Below are 22,087 nucleotides of genomic sequence, written 5' to 3'. Positions count from 1 at the left end.
CCAATCGGTGACAACTGTCGGCCTTCTCGAACATGCTCGAGCCCACTGCGCCGTCGGCGCACGATGCTGGACGGGCTCGCCGAGACGTTCGGCGGCACTGCGGAGCAGCGCGCCGACTATCTGCTCCGGACGCCCAGGGTCACGCCGACGTGGACTACCAGTCAGCTCGTCGACCTATGCCACGGTGCGCGCCAGGTTTAGCCGATCGACACTCGGAACTCGACTGCCTCCTGCGCGGTCTGCGCCCAGTCGTTGATGTCCACGACCGGATGGATCTGGAACACGTTGAAGGGAGCGAACTTGGCCGTCGACTCCAGCAGTTCCGTGGGGTTGTCGGTCTCGACGACGGCGAATCCACCTTCGGAATCGAGTCGGCCGACGAATTGGTGGAAGGTCGTGCCCGCAGCGGGCTGCCACTTCGAGAACAGTTCCAAGGCGCGTGCCACGCCCGCTTCGTTCTCCTTGCCGGAGCCGCCGAGTCGGCTCGTCCAGGCCATCACATACTTCATTTCTTCCCCCTAGTACTTCGCTGTACCAGTAGTTCGCGCGGAGCTATCGCACCGCACGGGGCAAAGTCTTCCCCTCGGCAGGTTCGCTCGTTGCAGAAGAACCAAAAGATTCGCAGCCATTTTCGGCTCGTTGCCGTGAGTGCACCGACGGCGCACCTTTCTGCTGTTCGAACAAGTCAGGCCCCCTCAAGGGGGGCCTGACTTGGTGGCAGGTACAGGATTCGAACCTGTGTAGGCGTAAGCCGACGGATTTACAGTCCGCTCCCATTGGCCGCTCGGGCAACCTGCCTGGCTGCACCAACCCATACCCGGGTTTGGTGCGAGAAGCAGAGTACAACGAGGATGGTCCCAAGACGAAAACGCACCAGAGCACAGGAGGAGCGGATCCAATGGCGGATTCATCGTTCGACGTCGTCAGCAAGGTCGATCGTCAAGAGGTCGACAATGCCCTGAACCAGGCCGCCAAGGAGCTGGCCACCCGGTTCGACTTCCGCGGCACCGACACCACCATCGAGTGGCAGGGCGAGGAGGGCATCATCCTGGTCTCCTCCACCGAGGAGCGCGTCAAGGCCGCCGTCGACGTCTTCAAGGAGAAGTTGATCCGCCGCGACATCTCGATGAAGGCGTTCGACGCGGGCGACCCGCAGCCGTCGGGCAAGACGTACAAGGTGATTGGCAGCATCAAGCAGGGCATTTCCAGCGAGGACGCCAAGAAGGTCACCAAGCTCATCCGCGACGAGGGCCCCAAGGGCGTCAAGGCGCAGATCCAGGGCGACGAGATCCGGGTGAGCTCCAAGAAGCGCGACGACCTTCAGGCCATCATCGCGCTACTCAAGGGCGCCGATCTTGACGTGGCGCTGCAATTCGTCAACTATCGCTGACGCGCGAAAGACGTTCCCTCCCAACGCCACCCCGCACCCCGACCCTCTGAGAGCGCTGATCGGGGTGAAAACGGGCGTACCACGGGGTTAAGCTCGTTTGGTGGTCAAGCCCGTAGAGCGCATCGTGGAGCGACGACAAATTCGTCGCGCCGCCGAAGAAGCGATCGACGAGGCGCCCACCGATCCGCGGCTGCCCATCGTCGAACTCCCCGACGAGATCGACGACGATCCCACCCGCGACCACCTCCCACCCGGCTTCGCCGGCGCCCCCCAGTACACCAACGGTTACGCCCCGCACCCCGCCACCGCCCCGGCCTTCACGACGCTGACCTTCCGCGCGAAGCCAGAGCCTTGGTACCGCTCCAACGCGGCGAAGATCGCGCTGCTCGTCGCCGGCCTCGTCGCGGCGGTGACGTCCATCGTCGTACTGCTGTGGCCCAGTTCGACCCCCGCGCCGCAGGACGCCGGCACCACGACGACGCCTGCCCCGTCGCCCAGCGCCTCGGCGACGCCGACGCAGACCGAGCAACCCAGCCTGCTGCCCCCGCTCGCCCCGCCACCCGTCGGTCTGCCCCTGCCTCCTCCACCGCCGCCCCCGGCAGAGCCTCCGCCGCCCGCAGCGCCGCAGCAGCCGCGGTACTACCCCCGCTACACCGAGCCGACCCAGCAGAAGCCGCCGCAGACCAACGTGACCCGCGCACCCATCAGCGTGGCCCCCAAGATCACACAGACGCCCGCCCACGCCACTCCCGGCCAGAACAAGGGCGGCGGCGGCTGGGGCTGGTGACCTCGCGTCGCTAGGCCAAAACCCACCTCCCGCCACCGCTGTCGGCAATACGCTGACCGGATGGCTGCTGCACAACGCGAACCCAAAGTCGTCGTCCTCGGTGGAGGCTCCTGGGGCACCACCGTGGCGTCCATCTGCGCGCGGCGCGGGCCGACGCTGCAATGGGTGCGCTCGGAGGAAACCGCAACCGACATCAACGAGAAGCACCGCAACACGAAGTACCTGGGCAACGAGGTCGCGCTGTCGCCCACCTTGCAGGCCACCACCGACTTCTCCGAAGCCGCCGAGTGCGCCGACGTCATCGTGATGGGCGTACCGTCGCACGGCTTCCGCGGCGTGCTGGAGCAGCTGGCCAAGGAGCTACGGCCGTGGGTGCCGGTGGTGTCGCTGGTGAAGGGTCTCGAGCAGGGCACCAACATGCGGATGAGCCAGGTCGTCGACGAGGTGCTGCCTGGCCACCCTGCCGGGATTCTGGCCGGGCCGAACATCGCGCGTGAGGTCGCCGAGGGTTACGCCGCCGCCGCCGTCCTGGCGATGCCCGACCAGCATCTGGCCGCCAATCTCGCAAACCTGTTCCGCACGCAGCGTTTTCGTACGTACACCACCGACGACGTCGTTGGCGTCGAGATGGCCGGCGCGCTCAAGAACGTCTACGCGATCGCCGTCGGCATGGGCTACGCGTTGGGCATCGGCGAGAACACACGCGCCCTGGTGATGGCCCGCGCGGTGGCCGAGATGTCCAAGCTCGGTGTCGCGATGGGCGGTGCACGCGAGACGTTCGCCGGACTGGCCGGCATGGGCGATCTCATCGTGACGTGCACCAGCCAGCGCAGCCGCAACCGCCACGTTGGCGAGCAACTGGGCTCGGGCAAGACCATCGACGAGATCATCGCCGCGATGAACCAGGTCGCCGAGGGCGTGAAGGCCGCCAGTGTCATCATGGAGTTCGCCGAGAAGTACGGCATCACCATGCCGATCGCGCGCGAAGTCGACGGCGTCGTCAACCACGGCTCTACCGTCGAGGACGCCTACCGCGGGCTGGCCGCCGAGAAGCCCGGCCACGAGGTGCACGGCGCCGGCTTCTAGCCGATTTCGGCAATCGAGGACCTGGGAGTCACTACCTACTTCGGTGCTATGGCCGAATGGCATGTGAGGGCTGCGATTTTGGCTGTCGCTTCGAAAATCACGACCATGGCGTCGTTCTCGCCCATAGCACCGAGATCGACATCTATCCCGAACCCCGGCCCGAAAATGGGCCCGGGACGTGTCGCTAGTTGAAGTACGGGTTGCGCCCGCCGCCGTCGTTGGTCAACAGCGGATTGTTGGGTTCGATGACGAAACTGCCCGCGGGGCTGATGACGAAGCCACCGCCATCGTAGTTGTTGTTGCAGACCGTGTTGGTGCCGTCAGTCCCGCACGCGACGTTGCGGAAGTTGATGCGCGTTCCTGGGGGCAACGGCTTGGGCAGCGTCTCGAAGATGTACAGCGGGCGGTCCGCGTTGGCGAAGCCGGCCGGGCCCTGCTGTGAACCGGTGACGGCGTTGGCGCCGCCCGGTGCGGCGGGGATGGGGCCACTGCAGCCGTAGCTGCCGGTACCGCGGGTCATCACGCAAGCGATGTCACCGGGCACCGCAAAGGCGTAGACCTCGCCGTTCTGCATGGCGAAGTCGGACGCCTTGACGGGCGCGAACATGTTGGCATTGGGCGGGGGCGGGGCCGGCGCTGGTTCGGGATCTGCGGACGCCACACCGGGCGCACCGATCACAGCTGCCCCCGCAGCGACCAGGCCGATCAGGATTCTGCTCAGCACCCGCTCACCCTAGACGGTGCCGACCCGGGGCGCAGCACGCTTGGTCTCGTTCACCCGTCGATGACGTTGAGCACGAAGTTCGCGTCGGTCTGATTGGGGACGTCCACGGGTACCTGAATTGTTCCGTCACCACGTGCGTTGCGATATACGCCGGTACCACCCGTGATGGCCAAGGGATTCGTGCCGCCCGAAACGAACAATGCGTTGCTGTCCACGAAACCCTGCACGAGGATTTGACCGCCGGCGAGGTCGAACGTAGCGCTGCAGGTCGTCTGGCCCGCCTGCCCATCACCGGTCAAGGTGGTGCAGACGCCAGACGAGCGCCCGAGGAACACACCGCCAGGACGGTCGAACACATCGCCGGCGAAGAGGAACTGATCCCCAGGACCGGGCCCGGGTTCGCCATGGTCGACGAAATTCTGCACGTCGTCGCGTTCGAAGAGGGTGAGCGTGGTGTCGGCCGAAGCCGCAGGGGCCAGCAGCCCGGACAGGGCCAGCGCCATCGCGGCCGGGCCGATGACGGCCGCAGCTGCCCGTTTGCCATAGCGTTCCATGTGCAGCGACCTTCCAGGTTGTGAGTTAGCTGGACGGTACCGCCGGGCGCAGCGCTGCCGCGCACATTCGACAAACGAACTAGTACTGGCCAGGCCCCCGGCCGGCCATCTGCTCGAGGCGCGCGATGCGGTCCTCGATCGGCGGGTGCGTCGAGAAGAGCTTTCCGATCTTCTCGCCCGCGCGGAACGGGTTGGCGATCATCAGGTGGGCCTGATCGGCCAGCTGCGGCTCCGGTGGCAGCGGCGAGCGTTGCACGCCCGCGCTGATCTTGCGCAACGCGCTGGCCAACGCCAGCGGGTCACCCGTCAACTCGGCCCCGGACTGGTCGGCCTGATACTCCCGCGACCGCGATACGGCCAGCTTGATCACCGTCGCGGCAATGGGTCCAAGTAGCGAAACCAGCAGCAGGGCAAGGGGATTCGTGCCGCCCTCACGGTTCCCGCCGAAGATGCTCCCGAAGTAAGCCAGGTAGGACAGGGCCGTGATGGCCGTCGCCATCGCACCGGCCACGCACGAGATGAGGATGTCGCGGTTGTAGACGTGCGACAGTTCGTGCCCGAGCACCGCGCGAAGCTCGCGCTCGTCGAGGATGTCCAGGATGCCCGTCGTGCAGCACACCGCGGCGTTGCGCGGATTGCGCCCGGTCGCGAACGCATTGGGGGCGGCGGTGTCACTGATGTAGAGCCGCGGCATCGGCTGATGGGCCGTCGTCGCCAGCTCCCGCACGATCTTGTACATCTCGGGCGACTGCAGTTCGTTGACCGGCTGGGCGTGCATCGCGCGCAGCGCCATCTTGTCGCTGTTGAAGTACACGTACGCGTTGAAGCCGAAGGCGATGAACACGGCCAGAATCATGATGTTGCGGCCGAACAGCGCGCCGACGAACACGATCAGCGCCGAGAACCCCACCAGCAACAGGAACGTCTTCAATCGGTTCGCATGGGGGTGCCAGGTCATCAGCTTCTTCCTCGTGTGGAGTCTCGCTGCACTGAACGCACGGGGGGCCTCCGGAAGTTTCCGGATCTCAGCCGTGCCGGTTGACCGTGTAGTCGACGAGGTTCGCCAGCGCCAGCCGACCCGGGACGTCGGGAAGGTACGCAAGCTCGTCACGTGCCGAAACGGCGTACCGCGCGACCGTTGCCCTGGCCTCCACGATGCCTCGTGACTTTCGCAACAGTCCCAGCGCCTCGGCCACGTCCTCGTCGTTCTCGACGGGTCCGGCGAGCAGGACACGCAGTCGGTCGGCGTCGGGCCCCGGCTCCCGCAGCGCGTACAGCACGGGCAACGTGTGCACGCCCTCGCGCAGGTCGGTGCCGGGCAGCTTGCCCGACTCGTCGGGGTCACTCTCGATGTCGATGATGTCGTCGGAGATCTGAAACGCCGTTCCGACGATGCCTCCGAGCCGCGAAAGCCGCTCGATCTGCTCCTCGTCGGCGCCCGAGAACGTCGCGCCGAAGCGGCCGGACGCCGCGATCAGGCACGCCGTCTTCTCGTACACCACCTTGAGGTAGTGCTCGACGTTGTCGACGTGCTCGGCGGCGCCACGCGTCTCCCGCATCTGCCCCGTGACCAGCTGTGCGAACGTGTCGGCGATGACGCGCACCGCGTCGGGCCCCAGCCGCGACACCAGCCGCGACGCCGTCGCAAACAGGTAGTCACCCGCGAGGATCGCGATGTTGTTGCCCCACCGCGCGTTGGCGCTCTCGGCACCGCGACGCACTTGCGCCTCATCCATCACGTCGTCGTGGTACAGCGTCGCCAGGTGCACCAACTCGATGACCGCCCCCGCGACCGTCACCTGCCAACCGTCGGGGTCGGGACCCAGTTGCGCCGACAACACCGTGAACAGCGGCCGGAACCGCTTGCCTCCGGCCTCGAAGAGGTGCGACACCGCCTCGGCCATCAACTCGTCGGCTTTGCCCAGCTCCGTCGACATGAGGTCCTCGACACGCGCCACTCCGTCGCGCACCCGCGCGGCGAAGTCGGCGTCGCCGAAGTCCACGCCCGCGACCACAGTCGCTGGTGTCTTCATTGGTCCAACATACTGTGAGGCATGTCCGCCAAAAGTGACGTGGTGGTGATCGGAGCCGGGCCATCCGGTTCCTCCGCCGCGGCGTGGGCGGTCCGAAACGGCCGTGACGTGCTGGTCATCGACTCGGCCGACTTCCCTCGGGACAAGGCGTGCGGCGACGGACTCACCCCGCGTGCGGTGGCCGAACTGGAACTGCTTGGCCTCGGCGACTGGCTCGACGGCCGCATCCGCCACCACGGGCTGCGCATGTCGGGTTTCGGCGCCGACGTCGAGGTCCGCTGGCCAGGCCCGTCGTTCCCGCCCACGAGCAGCGCCGTGCCGCGCACCGAGCTCGACGAGCGCATCCGCGCCGTCGCAGCCGATGACGGGGCCAAGATGTTGCTCGGCGTCAAAGCGGTTGACGTCAAACATGATTCGAACGGACGCGTGTCGTCGGTGGTGCTCGACGACGGCACCGAGCTCGGCTGTGAACAACTCATCGTCGCCGACGGCGCGCGCTCCACGCTCGGTCGCGCACTCGGCCGCACCTGGCACCGGGAAACCGTCTACGGCACCGCGATCCGCGGGTACCTCGCGACTCCGCGGGCCAACGAGCCCTGGATCACGTCGCACCTCGAACTGCGCTCCCCCGACGGCGACGTGCTGCCCGGCTACGGGTGGATCTTCCCGCTCGGCAACGGCGAGGTGAACATCGGCGTCGGCGCGCTGGCCACCGCCAAACGACCCGCCGACGTCGCCCTGCGCCCGCTGATGTCGTACTACGCGGGCCTTCACCGGGAAGAGTGGGGCTTCACCGGCGAACCGCGGGCCGGGTTGTCAGCGCTGCTGCCGATGGGCGGCGCGGTATCGGGGGTCGCGGGGCCGAACTGGATGCTGATCGGCGACGCCGCGGCCTGCATCAACCCGCTCAACGGCGAAGGCATCGACTACGGGCTCGAGACCGGCCGGCTGGCCGCCGAAATGCTGGGCGCCGGTGACCTCACGCTGGCCTGGCCCGCCGAACTGCGGCGTCACTACGCTCGCGGCTTCTCCGTGGCCCGCCGGCTGGGCCTCTTGCTGACCATCCCGCGCTTCCTGCCCGCGACGGGACCGGTTGCGATGCGCTCAAAGCGCCTCATGGGCATCGCGGTGCGGGTGATGGGCAACCTGGTCACCGACGAGGACGCCGACTGGACCGCGCGCGTCTGGCGTCGTGCCGGGGCCGGTTCGCGCCGGCTGGACACGCGCCCTCCGTTTAGCTGACGGCCGTTTTGCAGAAACGCGCTACCTGCGCGATTGCGGGATTACTCTGCTGCGCACACGGGATGTTCGTCGGCGGAAGGTCCACGATATGCCCGGTACGAGGTCGACGATGCGACGCGCACTGGTCGCGGTGGCCAGCGCGGTGATCCCCTTCGTGCTCTGTGTGCCAGCGTCGGCCAATCCAGGGGCGCCGTGCGAAGAAGTCGTGTTCGTCGGCAGCTGCGTGCCCGTGGGGGGACAGCAGCCGCCGGTGGTTCAGCAGCCCCACCCCGAGTACGCGGTCGCGCCGGACGCCAACAGCGCCGTTAGTTCCATCGGCTGACGGCGGGGTGTCGAGCGTCACGGTGACGTGACGGGTCGGCGAAGCCGAGGTGAAGGCTCGCAGACTGGCCGTGCCGCGGCGCGGGGATCGCCGCTCCGCGGCGTTATGGTCAAGCCATGGAAGCCGATGCGCAAGTCGTTCCCGGCCCCTTCCGGAGCGACGACGGAACCCCGGTCGACTTCGGTGACGCCGTGTACGCGTGGGCCCGCGCCGGATACGACGCCCTCGTCGACGTCGCGCGACAACCCGATGGCCACATCAGCTACCAGGATGTCGCGGACACGGTCCAGATCGTCACCAGCATCGAGACGCCAGTCCTGACGGCAGACTGGATCGGCAAGCCGCTGGCGCTGGTGGCCGAGATGTGCGTGCGCAACGGGGAGCCGCAGCTGACTGCGCTGGTGGTCAGCGAGGGAACACTGGACGTGGGCGACGGTTACGCAGGCACCTATGCCATTGCCGGACAACCACTTCCGAAGAATCTGCAGCGTGCCGCCGCCGAGACGCGGGTCGAATGCTACGACCACTTCTCACGCCGCGAGGCCGCCGGATGGGACCGGACCAAGCTGACCGGACGCAACCCCTCGCCGCAGTCGACGGTCAAGGTGCGCAAGGTCGTCAGGGCCAAGCCGGAACCCGTCGCGCCCAAGTTCTGCCCGCAGTGCAACCTGCAGCTACTTCCGAGCGGGCGCTGCGGCGACTGCGACTAAAGCGCGCTACGGCTTGACGGCCGCGTGCAGGGCGACGATGCCGCCACTGAGGTTGCGCCACCGCACCGCCGACCAACCGGCCGACGCGATGTCTCGCGCCAGTTCAGCTTGGGTGGGCCACGCCCGGATCGACTCGGCCAGGTACTGATACGACTCCGGGTCGCTGGACACGAGGCCGGCCATCCGCGGCAGCGCCTGCATCAGGTACTCCTTGTAGACGGTCGAGAACAGCCGGTTCGTCGGCGTCGAGAACTCACACACCACCAACCGGCCACCGGGCCTCGTCACGCGCGCCAGCTCCCGCAGCCCCTCGACGTGCGGATTGACGTTGCGCAGGCCGAAGCTGATGGTGACCGCGTCGAAGACGCCGTCGTCGAAGGGCAGCCTCGTCGCGTCACCCGCGATCTTCGGCACGTCGCGCTCCGCACCCGCCTTCAGCATCCCGACGGAGAAGTCGCAGGCCACGCACCACGCTCCGGACTTGGCGAGTTCCACCGTCGACACCGCGGTTCCCGCGGCCAGGTCCAGCACCTTGTCGCCCGACCCGATCTGAAGCGCCGCCCTGGTGGCCCGCCGCCAGGAGCGGTCCTGGCCAAGCGAAAGCACGGTGTTGGTGATGTCGTACCGGCGGGCGACGGCGTCGAACATCGACGCGACCTCGTGCGGATCCTTGTCCAGCGTCGCCCGGCTCACGCGATCAAAGCTACCTGTGAAGTTCGGCCGTCCGGGAATGGGTGGACCGTGCTGGCGTTGGTACCGCACATGGCTGAGAAGATCTGGTTCATCACGGGGGCCTCGCGCGGGTTCGGGCGCGAATGGACGATTGCCGCGCTCGAGCGGGGCGACAAGGTGGCCGCGACCGCGCGCGACCTGTCGACGCTCGACGATCTGCTGACGAAGTACGGCGACGCGCTGCTGCCCATCAAGCTCGACGTCACCGACCGCGAAGCCGACTTCGCCGCCGTCAAGGCTGCCCACGAACACTTCGGGCGGCTCGACGTCGTCGTGAACAACGCCGGCTACGGGCAGTTCGGGTTCATCGAGGAGCTGACCGAGGCCGAAGCGCGCGACCAGCTCGAGACGAACGTCTTCGGCGCGCTGTGGGTGACGCAGGCGGCTTTGCCGTTCCTGCGGGCGCAGCGCAGCGGGCACATCGTGCAGGTGTCGTCGATCGGCGGCATCACCGCGTTCCAGAACGTCGGCATCTACCACGCCTCGAAGTGGGCGCTCGAGGGCTTCTCGCAGGCGCTTGCGCAGGAGGTCGAGACGTTCGGCATCCACGTCACGCTCATCGAGCCAGGCGGCTTCGACACCGATTGGTCCGGGCCGTCGTCCAAGCGGGCCACAGAGTTGGAGGCCTACGCGGAGGTCCACGAGGAGGCCAACCGCAAGCGCGCGCAGCGGATGCCGACACCCGGCGATCCGACGGCGTCGGCGAAGGCCATCCTCAAGGTCGTCGACGCCTCCCCGCCGCCGCTGCGGGTCTTCTTCGGCGAGAAGCCGTTCGAATTGGCCAAGGCCGACTACGAGAGCCGCCTGGCGACGTGGGAGGAATGGCAGCCGGTCGCGGAGCTGGCCCAGGGCTGAGCGGTTAAGCGGCTTTGACGCCGCGCTTGCCGACGACTTCTTCGTAGTGACCAACCAACTGCTCGCACACCGCGGGCCACGTGCGGGACAGCACGCTGCGCCGCGCCGCCACCGAATACCGCTGCCGCTCGGCGAGCAGATGGTCCGCAGCGGCGTTCAACTTCGCCTCGAAATCCGGTACGGGAAGCAGCAATCCGGTGTGCATCGGCGTCACCAGGTCGCGCGGGCCACCAGCATCGGGCGCGATCACCGGCAGTCCCGAGGCCATCGCCTCCTGGACCGCCTGGCAGAAGGTCTCGTGCTCACCCGGGTGCACGAACACGTCCATGCTCGCGTACGCCGTGGCGAGCGCAGGCCCGTACAGCGCTCCGGTGAACACCGCAGACGGCATCAGCGTCTCGAGCTTGGCCTTGTCGACTCCGTCGCCGACGATCACCACCTGGAGATCGTCGCGCGCCGCCAACCCGGCGAGCCGCTCGACGTGCTTCTCCGGCGCCAACCGCCCGACGAACCCCACGATCGGCTTGCCGTCCGGCGACCAGCGGGCGCGCAACGCATCGTCGCGCGCCGAAGGAACGTAGCCCGTCACGTCGACCCCGCGGCCCCAATGGTGAACACGCGGAATGCGATGCGCAACAAGATTTTCCATGGCCGACGTGGACGGCGCGAGCGTCCGATCGGCCTTGCTGTGCAGGCGTCGCGTCCACATCCAGGCGACGCGCGACATGACGCCGACGCCGTAGCTCTCTGCGAATCCCGCGATGTCCGTTTGGAACACGGCGACCGTCGGCACTCCGAGATGCCGGGCGGCGTGCACTCCACCCCAGCCGAGCAGCGCGGGCGATGCCAGGTGGATCACGTCGGGGTTGAAGCCGCGCAACACCTTGACCATCCGCGGCCACGGAATGCCCAGCGGCAGCGACGTGACCTTCGGGAACATCCGCGACGGCACCCGGTGGATGCGCACGCCTTCGTAAACGCGGTCCGCGGGTGGCTGACCGGGCGGGGTATCGGGAGCGATGACGATGACTTCGTGACCCGTGCGACGGAGATGCTCCATCACCCGAAGCACCGAGTTGGTGACACCGTTGACATTCGGGAGGAAGCTTTCTGCGACGATCGCAACGCGCACACGAGTACAGTCCCACCGCCGCCTGTCTGAAAGGTTGCGAACAGGGATACGACACGCGAAGCCTTGAGGCCACGGCATACTGGACGCATGGGCCGCACGGCCGTCATCCTCGCGCTGGTGGCAAGCCTCCTCGTCGCCACCACCGGCTGCACCCGCCAGGTTACCGGGACCGCGCAGCCCGACCCCAACAAGCCGCCCGTCGTCATCGTCGAGGACGGCTTCGGTATCAAGATTGGATTCGCCGACGCCCCAGTTCAACTGGAGCTCTACACCGAACCGCAGTGCAACCACTGCGCCGACCTGCAAGCCGACTTCGGTGAACAATTGCGCCACTACATCGCGATGGGGCAGCTCGCGGTCACCTACCGGCCCGTGACGTTCCTGGACACCGGCGCCAACCAGCACTCCGATCGCGTCGCCAACGCCATGTTCGACGCGGCCACCTCAGGCGGCGGCGAAGAGCACGTCACGACGACCGACGCGATCGCGTTCCAGCGTTTCGTCGAGGAGGCATGGACGCAGTACGCCGCAGGCGCCGACCACCCCACCACCGACGAGCTCGCTGAAATGGCCCGCACCGCAGGCATACCCGATGACATCGCAGCCCGCATCGGCTCAGGTGACCCCGCCGTCGACACGAAGGACATGCAGGACACCAACTTCGAGTTCCTCTACCAGATCGATTCCGTCGACACGGGCACCCCGACGGCCTACGACATGAACAAGGACGAGAAGCTCGACATCTACGACGACGACTGGCTTTCCAAGGTGATGGGTTCCTGACGACCCAGCCTGCGCTGCAGCCGACCCAACCCGATCAGGGCCGCACCTGCGACCAGCCAGGCCACCACCGCGATCGACCCGGCCGGAATGATCGACAGGGACGCGTCACGATCCTGAACCCGGACCAGGTCGGGGTTCGTCTTGTCGTATTCGACGTAAATCCGCATGCCCGTGTCTAATTCGGACGGATACAGCACACCGAGCTCGGGGCGGTAGGTGACGCGGTCCGGCGTGACGAACTCGATGGTCGACCGACGGGGGCCGGCGTCCAGCACCTCGGCCGCCGCGACGCCCATGTGCCGCTCGATCTGCCGGTCGTTGCGCCACGCGCCGACCACCAGCAGTACCGACTGGAACGTCACCAGGCATGCAGCGATCACGAAACCGACCCGCACCCGTCGGATGATGCGTTCGGCCTTGGTCTCCGCCCCGCCCCCGAAGAGGTGCGGAATCAGGCTGCGCCGCAACGCCTTCAGCCACGCGATCGTCGGCTTGATCACAGCGCTGCCTTGATCGACGCGTGCAACGCCCGCAACGACGAGCGGTCGGCCTTCACCTCCAGCACCCGCATCCCATCGCCCGGTTCGTTCAGCGCGTCGGCGAGACCGTCGACCTCGACCTGGCGGCTCTCCACGTGATACGCGCGGCATAGCGCGCCGACGTCGACGTCGTGCGGAGTGCCGAAGATGCGCGCGGACACGTCGGAGAACCGCGGATCGCCCTGCTCGAGGAGCTCGAAGATGCCGCCGCCGTTGTCGTTGGACACCACGATGGTCAGGTTCTTCGGCGTCGGCTCGGTGGGGCCGATCAGCAGGCCCGAGCTGTCGTGCACGAACGTGAGATCGCCGATGAGTGCGACGGTGCGTGGCACCTGGTCGCCGCCCGAGCGCTCGTGGGCCAGCGCGGCGCCGATGGCCGTCGACACCGTGCCGTCGATGCCTGCCACCCCGCGGTTCGACCGCACCTTGACGTCCGTGGGGATCAGCCCGACGAGCGCGGCGTCGCGCACCGGGTTCGACGCCCCGAGCACCAGCTGGTCGCCAGGCCGCAGCGCCTCGACGACGGCCGCGGCCACGTGCAGCCCCGTCGTCAGCGGATGCGCCGCCAGCTGCGCGCGCACCGTCGCGACGGCATGGGCGTTGGCCTTGGCGCAACGGGCCAGCCAGGCCGGATCGGGCGTGCCGGTCGTCACCGCGCGAGTGCCGGTGGCCTGCGAATTTCCCGACACGTCGGGCCAACGCGGGCCGGTGGTCAGCGCAAACACCGGCACCGAGGAATCGGCGAGCAACGTCGACACCGGCCGGTGCAGCGTCGGGCGGCCCAGCATGATGACCTGCTGCGGCCTCAGCCCGGGCAGCGCCATCGGGTGCAGCGGGTTCGCGGCGGGCGGAGCCGTCGGCTCGGCGACGGTGGGCAGCGCGGCGAGGTTGGCGTGCGCGCCAGCGCCGTGCCCCGCGATGACGATCGTGTCGGGGGTGACGTCGACGTCGAGCGGCTGATCGAAGCTCACCGGCGGGGTGTACGTCCACGCCACGCCGTCGGGTCGCCCTGGCGGCGTCTCCCCTGCGTCGTCGGCGTCGGGCACCAATGGCTCGCGCAGCGGGATGTCGAACTGCACCGGACCCGCGTTGGCACTGCGGGAACCCTTGGCGGCCACCAGGACTCGGCACGTCGCCGAGCGCCACTGCGCGTTGAGCGCGTCGATCGTCTCGACGGCACCCTCGGCGAGTCCGAGGCTGATGGTGGCCCGCACCTGCGTGCCGAAGTAGCCGAGCTGCTCCATCGTCTGGTTCGCGCCCGTGCCCAGAAGTTCGTAGGGCCGGTTGGCACTCAACACGATCAGCGGCACCCGCGCGTAGTTCGCTTCGACGACCGCGGGCCCAAGGTTGGCCACCGCCGTACCCGACGTCATCGCCACGCACACCGGCGCGCCTGCGGCGACGGCCAGCCCGATCGCCAGGTAGCCCGCGGTGCGTTCGTCGATGCGGACGTGCAGCCGCAGCCGGCCCGCCCGATCGGCGTCGGACAGCGCGAACGCCAGCGGTGCATTGCGCGAACCAGGGCACAGCACGACGTCGCGGACGCCGCCGCGGATCAGTTCGTCGACGACGATGCGAGCCTGCGTCGTCGAGGGGTTAACCACCACTACAGCGTGTCATACGGCACCACCGAAGAATTCCAGCGCCGCAGCGTTCACGACGTCGGGCCGCTCGATGAAGCCGAGGTGCCCGGCATCGGGTATCTGCAGGTAGCGACCGTTCGGGATGGCGTCGGCCACCTCGCGCCCCAGGTACGCAGGCAGCATGATGTCGTCGGCGAACCCGATCACCAGCACCGGAGCCGCAATGCTTCGGTAAGCGGAGAGCCGGTTCTGCGCGGGCGCCACGTCGACCTGCGCGTGTAGCCCCGGCGTCATCTTGGTGGGCCACATGGTGAACATGTCGATCCAGTCGCGCACGGCCGTGTCGTCGTTCAGGGTGGTCGGGGAGAAGTTCTCCAACAGCCGGACCTTCGCGTCGTAACTCGGCGGGAGCTCGATGCCTGCGGCCAGGAGGTCTCGCTCGGCGGTGCGGCCGAAGTCCCGCATCCGGTCCTCGCGGCCGCGGGTGGCCATCAGCACGGCGGCCGACACCAACTCCGGGCGGGCGACCATGAGCTCCTGAGCGACGAACGAGCCCATCGACACCGCGACGATGCGCACCGGGGCGGCGTCGAGTTTCTCGATGAGCGCCGCGACGTCGCCGACCATCTGCTCGGTGGTGAAACCCGTCGCGTTCTCGGTGGCGCCGATGCCGCGGTTGTCGAACGTGATGACGCGGTAGCCGGCGCGCTGGAACGCGGGCACCTGGTGCAAGTGCCACGTCCGGCCCGCTCCCCCACGACCCGCGATGAACAGAACGGGGTCCCCGGAGCCGCGGTCGTCGTACGCCAAATTCACGCGCCCGACCCTACTGGACTGCGCCTCCCCTGCGATTTCGGCGCGGTTTCGGAAGCTGAGCGTCCGTTAGCGCGCCGAAATCGCAGGTTGGCGGGCCTTCTTGCCGCGGTCGCGGACGGCGCCGATGGCGCGGTCCCACATCAGCCGCACCGGGGCGGTGAGTTGTCCGCCCCGCACCATGTCCTTCGACAGCGCGGTGGTGGCCAACGCCTTCGTCGCCGCGGACGCCTTGGACAGGTGGCCGGAGTCGAAGGGCGGCTGCGGGTCGTACTCGATGACGAGTTGGATGGCCTTGGCCTTCGACTCGCCGACGATCTCGCCGGCCAGCCACAGCGCCATGTCCAGCCCGGCGGACACCCCAGCGCACGTCACGAGCTTGCCCTCCTGGACGATCCGCTCGTTGCCGACCGGCGTGACGCCGAACGCCTTGAGCATCGGGACCACCATCCAGTGCGACGTCGCGCGCTTGCCCTTCAGCACCCCGGCCGCGGCGAGGATCGCCGATCCCGAGCACACCGACGTCGTCCAGGTGCTGGTCTCGTGGGCGCGACGCACCCAGTCGAGCACCTTCTCGTCGCGGGCGTGCTCGAACGTCGACATGCCACCCGGCACCAGAACGATGTCAGGCGTTGGGGTTTCGTCGAAGGAGTGCGTGGCGCCGACGAGCAGTACACCCGAGTCGGCGGCGATGGGGCCCGGCTCGTGCCAGACGAAGCGCACCTCGGCGTCGGGCAGGTTGCGCAATATCTCGTAGGGGCCGATGAAGTCGAGCGCGGTGAAACCTGGGTACAACACGATGGCGATCTGCATGTCCACTCCTCTAGGCGAAGGTCTTGCGGTACTGGTCGGGCGATATGCCCATTCGTCGAACGAAGTTGCGCCGCATGGTTTCTGCGGTGCCGAACCCGCACCGCGACGCGATCACGGTGACGGTGTCGTCGGTTTCTTCGAGCTGCCGCCGCGCGGCCTCGGTGCGCACGCGCTCGACGTACGCTCCTGGCGCCTCGCCGACTTCGTCGGTGAACACCCGGGTGAAGTGGCGCGGGCTCATCGCGGCGCGCCGGGCGAGGTCGGGCACAGAGTGCGCTGCGCCGGGCCGGGTTTCGATGGCCTCCTGCACCTCGCGGATCGGTTCGCGCTTGGCCCTCGGCATCCACACCGGCGCGGCGAACTGCGTCTGCCCGCCGGGCCGGCGCAGATACATCACCAGCCAGCGGGCCACCGTCTGCGCGACCTCGGTGCCGTAGTCGTCCTCGACGAGCGCCAGCGTCAGGTCGATGCCCGAGGTGACGCCTGCCGCCGTCCACACCTTCTCGGAGCTGCGCACGAAGATCGGCTCGGGATCGACCTTGACGGCGGGGTACTCGTCGGCCAGCCGTGCCGCGAACGCCCAGTGCGTGGTGGCGACGCAGCCGTCGAGCAACCCGGCCTCGGCCGCGAGCATGGCGCCGTTGCAGACGCTGACCACCCGGCGCGCGTTTGGCGCCGCCGCCTCGATCCAGGCGATCAGATTCGCGTCGTCACGCGCGGCAGCGGTGCCGAATCCACCCGGCAGCACGACGGTGTCGAACGGCCCCGCGGGGTCCGGCAGATCCTTGGCGACGAGGTCGAGCCCGTTGCCGGTGCTGACGGGACCGCCACCGACAGAGGCCAGCGACACCTCGTAGCCGTCGTCGGAGCGCCCGCCGGCGGCCAGGCACACCGTGGCCCCCGTGAACACGTCGAATGGCCCCACGAGGTCGAGCGCCTGCACGCCCTCGAACCCCACCACGACCACCGAACGCATCACCTCTTCAGTGTTGGCGACCGACCGTGTGTCGTCTATGCCGTGGACCCCACCAATTAGGACATGAGTCGTTTTACGACATTGACGCATTCGACAATTTTTCTGCCGGATCCCGGCATACGAGACTGCTGGTCTCGTTACCCTTCGCTCCATGACGACGGTCGAACTTGCCAGCACCTATTACGACGAGGCCCCCGTTGCGGAGAACCGCACGGCGGCCATGAAGTATCTGCGCGACCCCGGCGAGGTCTACCGAGCTGGTGACATGTGGTACATCACCAGCTTCGAGGGCGTGCGCTACGCGCAGACACACCCGGAGGTGTTCTCGTCGGCCAAGGCGTTCGACGCGATCAGCGCCACCATCACGATGATCCCGCTCGCGATCGACCCGCCGGCACACAGGCACTATCGCCGGATGCTCGACCCGCTGTTCGGGCCGAAGCGGATCGACCGGATCGAGTCCAGTCTGCGCGCCCAGGTGCGGACCCACATCGACGAGTTCGCCGACACCGGGACGTGTGACGTGGTCGCCGATCTGGCGGTGAAGTTTCCGACCCAGGCCATTCTGACGCTGCTGGGCCTGCCGCTGGAGGACCTGCCAAGGTTCCTGGACTGGATCGCCGGCATGATTCGCGTCGAAAGCGTCAACATGCTGGCCAACGAGCCCTCGGAACGACAGCTCGCCAGCTCGTTGGCGCTATTCGAATATCTCCAGAAACACGTGGCGCTCAAGCGGGCGACCCCGGCCGACGACATGCTCAGCGACATCCTCGCGATGTCCGGCGACGACGCGTGGTCGGAGCCCGAAATCCTCGGCATGTGCTTTCTGATGGTGCTCGCCGGACTCGACACCGTGACGGGCGCCATCGGCTTCTGCATGCTGGAGCTCGCACAGAACACCGCCCTACGACAGCGACTGCTCGACGACCCCGGCTTGATCTCGCCGTTCGTCGAGGAGATGCTCCGGCTGGACGGGCCAGTGCCGATGGTGCCGCGCGTGACCACGAGGGACGTCGAGGTGGCAGGCACGCTCATCCCGGCCGGCTCGCACGTGGCGCTGCTGCTCGGCACCGCCAACCGCGAGGGTCCGCATTCAGCCGATCTGCACACGATCGACCTAGCCGCGCGCGCCACGCACCTGGGCTTCGGCGGCGGTATCCACCGCTGCCTGGGTTCGCACCTCGCGCGCCGTGAGCTGCGGCTGACCATCGAGGAGTTCCACGCACGCATTCCGGATTACACGCTGGCGGGGACCCCGTCGGTGCGGTGGCCGTCGAGCACCATTCATCTCACGTCACTACCGCTGCAGTTTCCCGTCGGCTAGGGACGCCGCCCGTGGGCGCGAACGCATAGAGTTCGCGAGCATGTGGATGCGCAGGCTGGCAGGTTCGGTTGCGATGCTGTCGGTGCTGCTCCTAGCGGGATGCGCGACGACCGTCACGGGCCGCGCCATCGCAGGACAGAAGGCCAGCGCGGTCGGGGCCGAAGTGTCGCTCAGCGACGACGGCTACGGCGTCATCATCGGTTCGTCGGAGGACGCCGCGATCGACCTGTTCATCGAACCGCAGTGCCCCCACTGCGGGCAGTTCATCGGACAGTACGGCGACGCGATCGGCGACCACGTCAAGGATGGCCAGCTCTCCGTCACGATCCGACCCGTCACGTTCCTGGACTTCGGCGGCAACGACTACTCGGCGCGGGCCACCAACGCGATCTTCCTCGTCGCCTCGCCGGACGACCACCCCACGCCCGAACTGGTGTGGGAGTTCATCCAGGGGATCTACAAGGAGCTCTTGTCGACGGCGTCGCCGCCCAACGACGACGGGCTCGCGCAAATCGCGAATGACGTTGGCGTGTCCGCAGATACGGTCAACCGGATCGCCGCGGGCGAGCCCGCCATCGACGCGGACGAGGTGAGCGACGGGAACATCGCACTGATGGACGACTACGGCGTCCCCGCCGCCACGCCGACCATCTACGACACCGTCCACGAGACAAACGTCAACTTCGACGATCCCAGTTGGCTCGACGACCTGGTGGGCTAGTCCGTCAACGCAGTAGCGCGTAGCAGGCGACGACCCGCTCGATCCACCACTGCCTGCGCTCGGCGGCGGCGGCCAGCGCGTCCAGCCGCGCGGCCTCCGGAACGACGGGCGCGACGGGTAGGTAGCCGTCGACGGGCACCAGCGGCGCCGCGACGTCGTCGACGAACAGCCCCCCGGTGCCAAGCCCGCACGCGTGGCGCAGGTCGGGCAGGCACGCGGCGGCCAGCAGCCCCCGCGACATGCCAACCGCCGAGTCCAACGCACTCGACACGACGATCGGCACGTCGATGTGCGCGGCGATGTCGAGCAGCGGCCGCACCCCGCCCAGTGGCGCCACCTTCACGACCGCGACGTCCGCCGCCCGCGCCCGCACGACGTGCAGCGGGTCCTCGGCCTTGCGGATGCTCTCGTCGGCGGCGACTGGGACGTCTACGCGCGCCCGCACCTCGGCCAGTTCGGGCACCGTCGCGCACGGCTGCTCCACGTATTCCAGTGGCCCGTCGGCGGTCAGCGCGGCGATGGCGGCGACGGCCTGCTCCACCGTCCAGCAGCCGTTGGCGTCGACGCGCACGGTCGGGACCAGTGCACGCACGGCGTTGACCCGGGCGACGTCGTCGACCAACGACTGCCCCGGCTCGGCCACCTTGACCTTCGCGGTGCCGGCGCCGGGGAAGCGCGCGAGCACCTCGGGCACGCGCGCGGCGTCGACGGCGGGCACGGTGGCGTTGATGGGGATGCGGTCGCGCACCGGTGCGGGTGCCTTGTCGTAGGCGGCTTCGACGGCGGACGCCAGCCAGTGCACGGCTTCGGGCGGCTCGTACTCGAGGAAGGCACCGAACTCGCCCCAGCCGCGTGGCCCCTCGATCAGCGCCAACTCGCGAACGTCGATTCCGCGGAAGCGAACTCGCATGGGCAGCGAGACCACGCGCAACCCCTCCAGCAGGTCGTCCAGCGGCGGCATCACGTCTCAATACTGCATGACCGCACGAAGAAGTCGAGTAGCGAACTACCTACGCCTGATGCGGCGGAGCGAGTGAAACTGCCTTCACCACACCCACGTCAGGACACGAGGAGAAACCATGGCTACCTGGGCAATCACCGTCAAAGCACCACCATCGCGACTCGACCTGGAGAATGCGCTGCAACAATTCGCGCAGGCTCTGCCTGATCGACCGCCCCAACGCGCAGGCAACGTGCTGGGCTACGAGTTCTTCATCGGATCGGCGGAGCCGGGCCAGTACGGACTACTGCTCATCACCGTCGACCACGGTGCAACGGCCGCTCTCGCCACTCTGGTCGCGGAGCTCGACGAGCTCCTGCCCGAGAGTTTTGACGTGTCCGGCGTCGAGTTGAGCGTCGTAGAGAAGTCGGCGGCGGCTAGCCGCTGAGTCAGACGGTTGCGCGGTCGCGGCCCTCCCAGTGCGGCTTGCGCAGGTCCTTCTTGAGGATCTTGCCGGTGGGGTTGCGTGGCAGCTCGTCCACGATGTCGACGGTCTTGGGGCACTTGTACGCGGCCAGCTGCTCGCGGGCGAACGCGATGATCTCCGCCTCAGTGGCCTCGCCGTCAAGCGACACAACGGCTTTCACCGCTTCACCCCACTTCTCGTCGGGCACGCCGATGACGGCCACCTCGGCGACGGCCGGATGCTCCGCGAGTACGCGCTCCACCTCGATCGAGTAGACGTTCTCGCCGCCGGTGATGATCATGTCCTTGAGCCGGTCCTCGACGAAGATGTAGCCGTCGGCGTCCACGCGGCCGATGTCGCCGGTGCGGAACCACCCGTCGTCGGTGATCGCCTCGGCGGTCGCCTCCGGCTTGTTGTGGTAACCCTTCATCAATTGCTTTGAGCGGAACCACAATTCGCCCTGAGCTCCGGCGGCCACCTCCTCCAGCGTGTCCGGGTCGACCACCTTGACCTCGGCGTTGGGCACCAGCGTGCCCGCGCTGGAAAGCCGCTCCACGTTGGCGGAGCGATGGTCCTCCGGCATGAGGTGGCTGATCACACCGCACAGTTCGGTGAGCCCGTAGGCCTGGATGAAGTCGGTGTTCGGCCACGCCTCCAAGGCGGCACGCAAGAGCGGCAACGGCATTGGGGACGCCCCGTAGGAATACGTCTTCAGCGCGCCGAACAGCTTCACCGCGTCGGGGCCCGACTCCAGCACCTTGGCCAGCACGGCGGGCACCAGGAACGTGCGGTTGGCGCCCTGCAGGATCGCGCCGGCCAGCGCGGCACCGTCGACGTCGCGCGTCATCACACTCGGAATGCCGCTGTGGATTCCCAACTGGGCGTACGACGTCCCGCCGACGTGGAACAGCGGCATCGCCACCATGTTCTTGTCGCCGTCGTCGAACTCGAAGCCCTCCTGGCCATTCACGGTGTGCGCGATGAGGTTGGCCTGCGTCAACGCCACGCCCTTGGGCCGACCGGTGGTGCCCGACGAGTACATGATGATGCAGACGTCGTCCGGGTCGACGTCCGGCGAGCGGTCCACGGGCGTCGCCGCCGCCAGCACTGCCTCGTACTCGTCGCCGTCTGCGCCCTCCGGCGTGACCTCGATGACGTGCCCCACGTTCGGCAGCTTGTCGCGGATCTTCTCGATCGCCGGCTTGAGTTCCGCCCCGACGATCAGCACCTTGGCGCCGGAATCGTTGAGCACGTAGTCCATCTCGTCGGCGGCGAGCCGGAAGTTGATGATCGCGTTGGCCGCCCCAAGCGATGAGGCGGCGAAGGTTGACTCCAGGCAGGCGGGGTGGTTCTTGTCGAGGAACGCGATGACGTCGCCGCGCTTGATGCCACGTTCGGTCAGCGCGCCGGCCAGTCTGCGCACCCGGTCGTTCCACTGCGACCACGTCCACGTGCGGCCCAGATAGGTCATCGCCTCGCCGTCGGGTTTGGTTTCCGCCCAGTGCGCGAGGCGTTCGTCGAGAAAGCGGGGATCAGGCAGGTCAGACATGACTTGAGCGTGC

Annotated in this window: 26 protein-coding genes and 1 tRNA gene; 12 read left to right on the top strand and 15 right to left on the bottom strand. The window is 68.0% G+C overall.

Going from position 1 to position 22,087, the window contains the following annotated elements; translation table 11 throughout:
• Nucleotides 1-63 precede the first annotated feature (63 nt).
• Complete coding sequence (locus SLQ33_RS09440; protein ID WP_319453555.1) at nt 64-201, top strand: hypothetical protein; 138 nt, start codon at nt 64-66, stop codon at nt 199-201.
• Here SLQ33_RS09440 and SLQ33_RS09435 read toward each other — a convergent pair.
• Together SLQ33_RS09435 and SLQ33_RS09430 are read right to left on the bottom strand one after the other, a co-directional pair.
• Nucleotides 198-509, bottom strand: a complete 312-nt coding sequence (locus tag SLQ33_RS09435; protein ID WP_319453554.1) for a DUF3303 domain-containing protein — start codon at nt 507-509, stop codon at nt 198-200. The two genes, SLQ33_RS09440 and SLQ33_RS09435, sit on opposite strands and share 4 nt — an antisense overlap.
• A 203-nt stretch (nt 510-712) precedes the next feature.
• Nucleotides 713-798 (bottom strand) — tRNA-Tyr (locus tag SLQ33_RS09430).
• Nucleotides 799-898: 100 nt separating this feature from the next.
• On the opposite strand from SLQ33_RS09430, the gene SLQ33_RS09425 reads away from it, so the two are divergent.
• From SLQ33_RS09425 to SLQ33_RS09415, 3 genes are all read left to right on the top strand, one after another.
• On the top strand, nt 899-1,390 hold the full coding sequence (locus SLQ33_RS09425; RefSeq protein WP_319453553.1) for a YajQ family cyclic di-GMP-binding protein: 492 nt from the start codon (nt 899-901) through the stop codon (nt 1,388-1,390).
• Between the two features lie 100 nt (nt 1,391-1,490).
• Entirely contained in the window at nt 1,491-2,177 is a 687-nt protein-coding gene (locus SLQ33_RS09420) for a hypothetical protein (RefSeq protein WP_319453552.1), read from the top strand.
• A gap of 60 nt (nt 2,178-2,237) precedes the next feature.
• The gene (locus tag SLQ33_RS09415; RefSeq protein WP_319453551.1) at nt 2,238-3,263 is read left to right on the top strand and encodes an NAD(P)H-dependent glycerol-3-phosphate dehydrogenase; all 1,026 of its coding nucleotides are present in this window, start codon (nt 2,238-2,240) and stop codon (nt 3,261-3,263) included.
• Between the two features lie 184 nt (nt 3,264-3,447).
• On the opposite strand, the gene SLQ33_RS09410 is transcribed toward SLQ33_RS09415, so the two are convergent.
• From SLQ33_RS09410 to grcC1, 4 genes are all read right to left on the bottom strand, one after another.
• Nucleotides 3,448-3,987, bottom strand: coding sequence for a hypothetical protein (locus tag SLQ33_RS09410; protein ID WP_319453550.1), 540 nt, complete (start codon nt 3,985-3,987; stop codon nt 3,448-3,450).
• Nucleotides 3,988-4,037: 50 nt separating this feature from the next.
• Entirely contained in the window at nt 4,038-4,541 is a 504-nt protein-coding gene (locus tag SLQ33_RS09405) for an allene oxide cyclase barrel-like domain-containing protein (RefSeq protein WP_319453549.1), read from the bottom strand.
• A gap of 79 nt (nt 4,542-4,620) precedes the next feature.
• Nucleotides 4,621-5,499 (bottom strand): zinc metalloprotease HtpX, encoded by an 879-nt coding sequence (gene htpX, locus SLQ33_RS09400; protein ID WP_319453548.1) that lies wholly within the window; start codon nt 5,497-5,499, stop codon nt 4,621-4,623.
• A 67-nt stretch (nt 5,500-5,566) separates the two neighbouring features.
• The gene (grcC1, locus tag SLQ33_RS09395) at nt 5,567-6,574 is read right to left on the bottom strand and encodes a nonaprenyl/(2E,6E)-farnesyl/geranylgeranyl diphosphat synthase (RefSeq protein WP_319453547.1); all 1,008 of its coding nucleotides are present in this window, start codon (nt 6,572-6,574) and stop codon (nt 5,567-5,569) included.
• 21 nt (nt 6,575-6,595) lie between these two features.
• Here grcC1 and menJ point away from each other — a divergent pair, with 21 nt between their 5' ends.
• The 3 genes from menJ to SLQ33_RS09380 all read left to right on the top strand — a co-directional run bounded on the left by menJ (nt 6,596) and on the right by SLQ33_RS09380 (nt 8,848).
• A complete protein-coding gene (gene menJ, locus SLQ33_RS09390) occupies nt 6,596-7,816 on the top strand; it encodes a menaquinone reductase (protein ID WP_319453546.1) in 1,221 nt (406 codons plus the stop codon).
• Between the two features lie 88 nt (nt 7,817-7,904).
• A complete protein-coding gene (locus SLQ33_RS09385) occupies nt 7,905-8,138 on the top strand; it encodes a hypothetical protein (RefSeq protein WP_319453545.1) in 234 nt (77 codons plus the stop codon).
• A 116-nt stretch (nt 8,139-8,254) separates the two neighbouring features.
• Entirely contained in the window at nt 8,255-8,848 is a 594-nt protein-coding gene (locus SLQ33_RS09380) for a hypothetical protein (protein ID WP_319453544.1), read from the top strand.
• A 6-nt stretch (nt 8,849-8,854) separates the two neighbouring features.
• On the opposite strand, the gene SLQ33_RS09375 is transcribed toward SLQ33_RS09380, so the two are convergent.
• On the bottom strand, nt 8,855-9,541 hold the full coding sequence (locus SLQ33_RS09375; protein ID WP_319453543.1) for a demethylmenaquinone methyltransferase: 687 nt from the start codon (nt 9,539-9,541) through the stop codon (nt 8,855-8,857).
• Nucleotides 9,542-9,610: 69 nt separating this feature from the next.
• Here SLQ33_RS09375 and SLQ33_RS09370 point away from each other — a divergent pair, with 69 nt between their 5' ends.
• The gene (locus tag SLQ33_RS09370) at nt 9,611-10,435 is read left to right on the top strand and encodes an SDR family oxidoreductase (RefSeq protein WP_319453542.1); all 825 of its coding nucleotides are present in this window, start codon (nt 9,611-9,613) and stop codon (nt 10,433-10,435) included.
• A gap of 4 nt (nt 10,436-10,439) precedes the next feature.
• Here SLQ33_RS09370 and SLQ33_RS09365 read toward each other — a convergent pair whose 3' ends face one another.
• Nucleotides 10,440-11,567, bottom strand: coding sequence for a glycosyltransferase family 1 protein (locus SLQ33_RS09365; RefSeq protein WP_319453541.1), 1,128 nt, complete (start codon nt 11,565-11,567; stop codon nt 10,440-10,442).
• 87 nt (nt 11,568-11,654) lie between these two features.
• Between SLQ33_RS09365 and SLQ33_RS09360 the strand changes: the two genes are divergently transcribed.
• The gene (locus tag SLQ33_RS09360; RefSeq protein ID WP_319453540.1) at nt 11,655-12,350 is read left to right on the top strand and encodes a DsbA family protein; all 696 of its coding nucleotides are present in this window, start codon (nt 11,655-11,657) and stop codon (nt 12,348-12,350) included.
• Here the strand turns inward: SLQ33_RS09360 and SLQ33_RS09355 are convergent.
• From SLQ33_RS09355 to SLQ33_RS09335, 5 genes are all read right to left on the bottom strand, one after another.
• On the bottom strand, nt 12,311-12,850 hold the full coding sequence (locus tag SLQ33_RS09355) for a DUF3592 domain-containing protein (protein ID WP_413467617.1): 540 nt from the start codon (nt 12,848-12,850) through the stop codon (nt 12,311-12,313). The two genes, SLQ33_RS09360 and SLQ33_RS09355, sit on opposite strands and share 40 nt — an antisense overlap.
• Nucleotides 12,847-14,493 carry a 2-succinyl-5-enolpyruvyl-6-hydroxy-3-cyclohexene-1-carboxylic-acid synthase gene (gene menD, locus SLQ33_RS09350; RefSeq protein ID WP_319453539.1) on the bottom strand — a complete coding sequence of 549 codons (1,647 nt, stop codon included), beginning with the start codon at nt 14,491-14,493 and terminating at the stop codon, nt 12,847-12,849. Before menD ends, SLQ33_RS09355 begins: the two co-directional genes overlap by 4 nt.
• Before the next feature lie 12 nt (nt 14,494-14,505).
• The gene (locus tag SLQ33_RS09345; protein ID WP_319453538.1) at nt 14,506-15,288 is read right to left on the bottom strand and encodes an alpha/beta hydrolase; all 783 of its coding nucleotides are present in this window, start codon (nt 15,286-15,288) and stop codon (nt 14,506-14,508) included.
• Nucleotides 15,289-15,354: 66 nt separating this feature from the next.
• A complete protein-coding gene (locus tag SLQ33_RS09340; RefSeq protein ID WP_319453537.1) occupies nt 15,355-16,098 on the bottom strand; it encodes a DJ-1/PfpI family protein in 744 nt (247 codons plus the stop codon).
• Between the two features lie 10 nt (nt 16,099-16,108).
• Complete coding sequence (locus tag SLQ33_RS09335) at nt 16,109-17,077, bottom strand: GlxA family transcriptional regulator (RefSeq protein WP_319453536.1); 969 nt, start codon at nt 17,075-17,077, stop codon at nt 16,109-16,111.
• A 148-nt stretch (nt 17,078-17,225) separates the two neighbouring features.
• Here SLQ33_RS09335 and SLQ33_RS09330 point away from each other — a divergent pair, with 148 nt between their 5' ends.
• Both SLQ33_RS09330 and SLQ33_RS09325 read left to right on the top strand, forming a co-directional pair.
• On the top strand, nt 17,226-18,398 hold the full coding sequence (locus SLQ33_RS09330; RefSeq protein WP_319453535.1) for a cytochrome P450: 1,173 nt from the start codon (nt 17,226-17,228) through the stop codon (nt 18,396-18,398).
• Between the two features lie 40 nt (nt 18,399-18,438).
• Nucleotides 18,439-19,119: a DsbA family protein gene (locus SLQ33_RS09325; protein ID WP_319453534.1), complete on the top strand. Its 681-nt coding sequence runs from the start codon at nt 18,439-18,441 to the stop codon at nt 19,117-19,119.
• 4 nt (nt 19,120-19,123) lie between these two features.
• On the opposite strand, the gene SLQ33_RS09320 is transcribed toward SLQ33_RS09325, so the two are convergent.
• Nucleotides 19,124-20,080, bottom strand: a complete 957-nt coding sequence (locus SLQ33_RS09320) for an o-succinylbenzoate synthase (protein WP_319453833.1) — start codon at nt 20,078-20,080, stop codon at nt 19,124-19,126.
• A gap of 118 nt (nt 20,081-20,198) precedes the next feature.
• On the opposite strand from SLQ33_RS09320, the gene SLQ33_RS09315 reads away from it, so the two are divergent.
• Nucleotides 20,199-20,507, top strand: coding sequence for a hypothetical protein (locus SLQ33_RS09315; protein ID WP_319453533.1), 309 nt, complete (start codon nt 20,199-20,201; stop codon nt 20,505-20,507).
• A 1-nt stretch (nt 20,508) separates the two neighbouring features.
• Here SLQ33_RS09315 and SLQ33_RS09310 read toward each other — a convergent pair whose 3' ends face one another.
• Complete coding sequence (locus tag SLQ33_RS09310) at nt 20,509-22,074, bottom strand: long-chain-fatty-acid--CoA ligase (RefSeq protein WP_319453532.1); 1,566 nt, start codon at nt 22,072-22,074, stop codon at nt 20,509-20,511.
• Nucleotides 22,075-22,087: the final 13 nt, after the last annotated feature.

It is taken from the genome of Mycobacterium sp. RTGN6, from assembly GCF_033804605.1.
In the GTDB taxonomy this organism is placed as follows: domain Bacteria; phylum Actinomycetota; class Actinomycetes; order Mycobacteriales; family Mycobacteriaceae; genus Mycobacterium.
The sequence above is the reverse complement of the archived record's forward strand: the minus strand, read 5'-3'. Positions and strand labels throughout refer to the sequence as shown.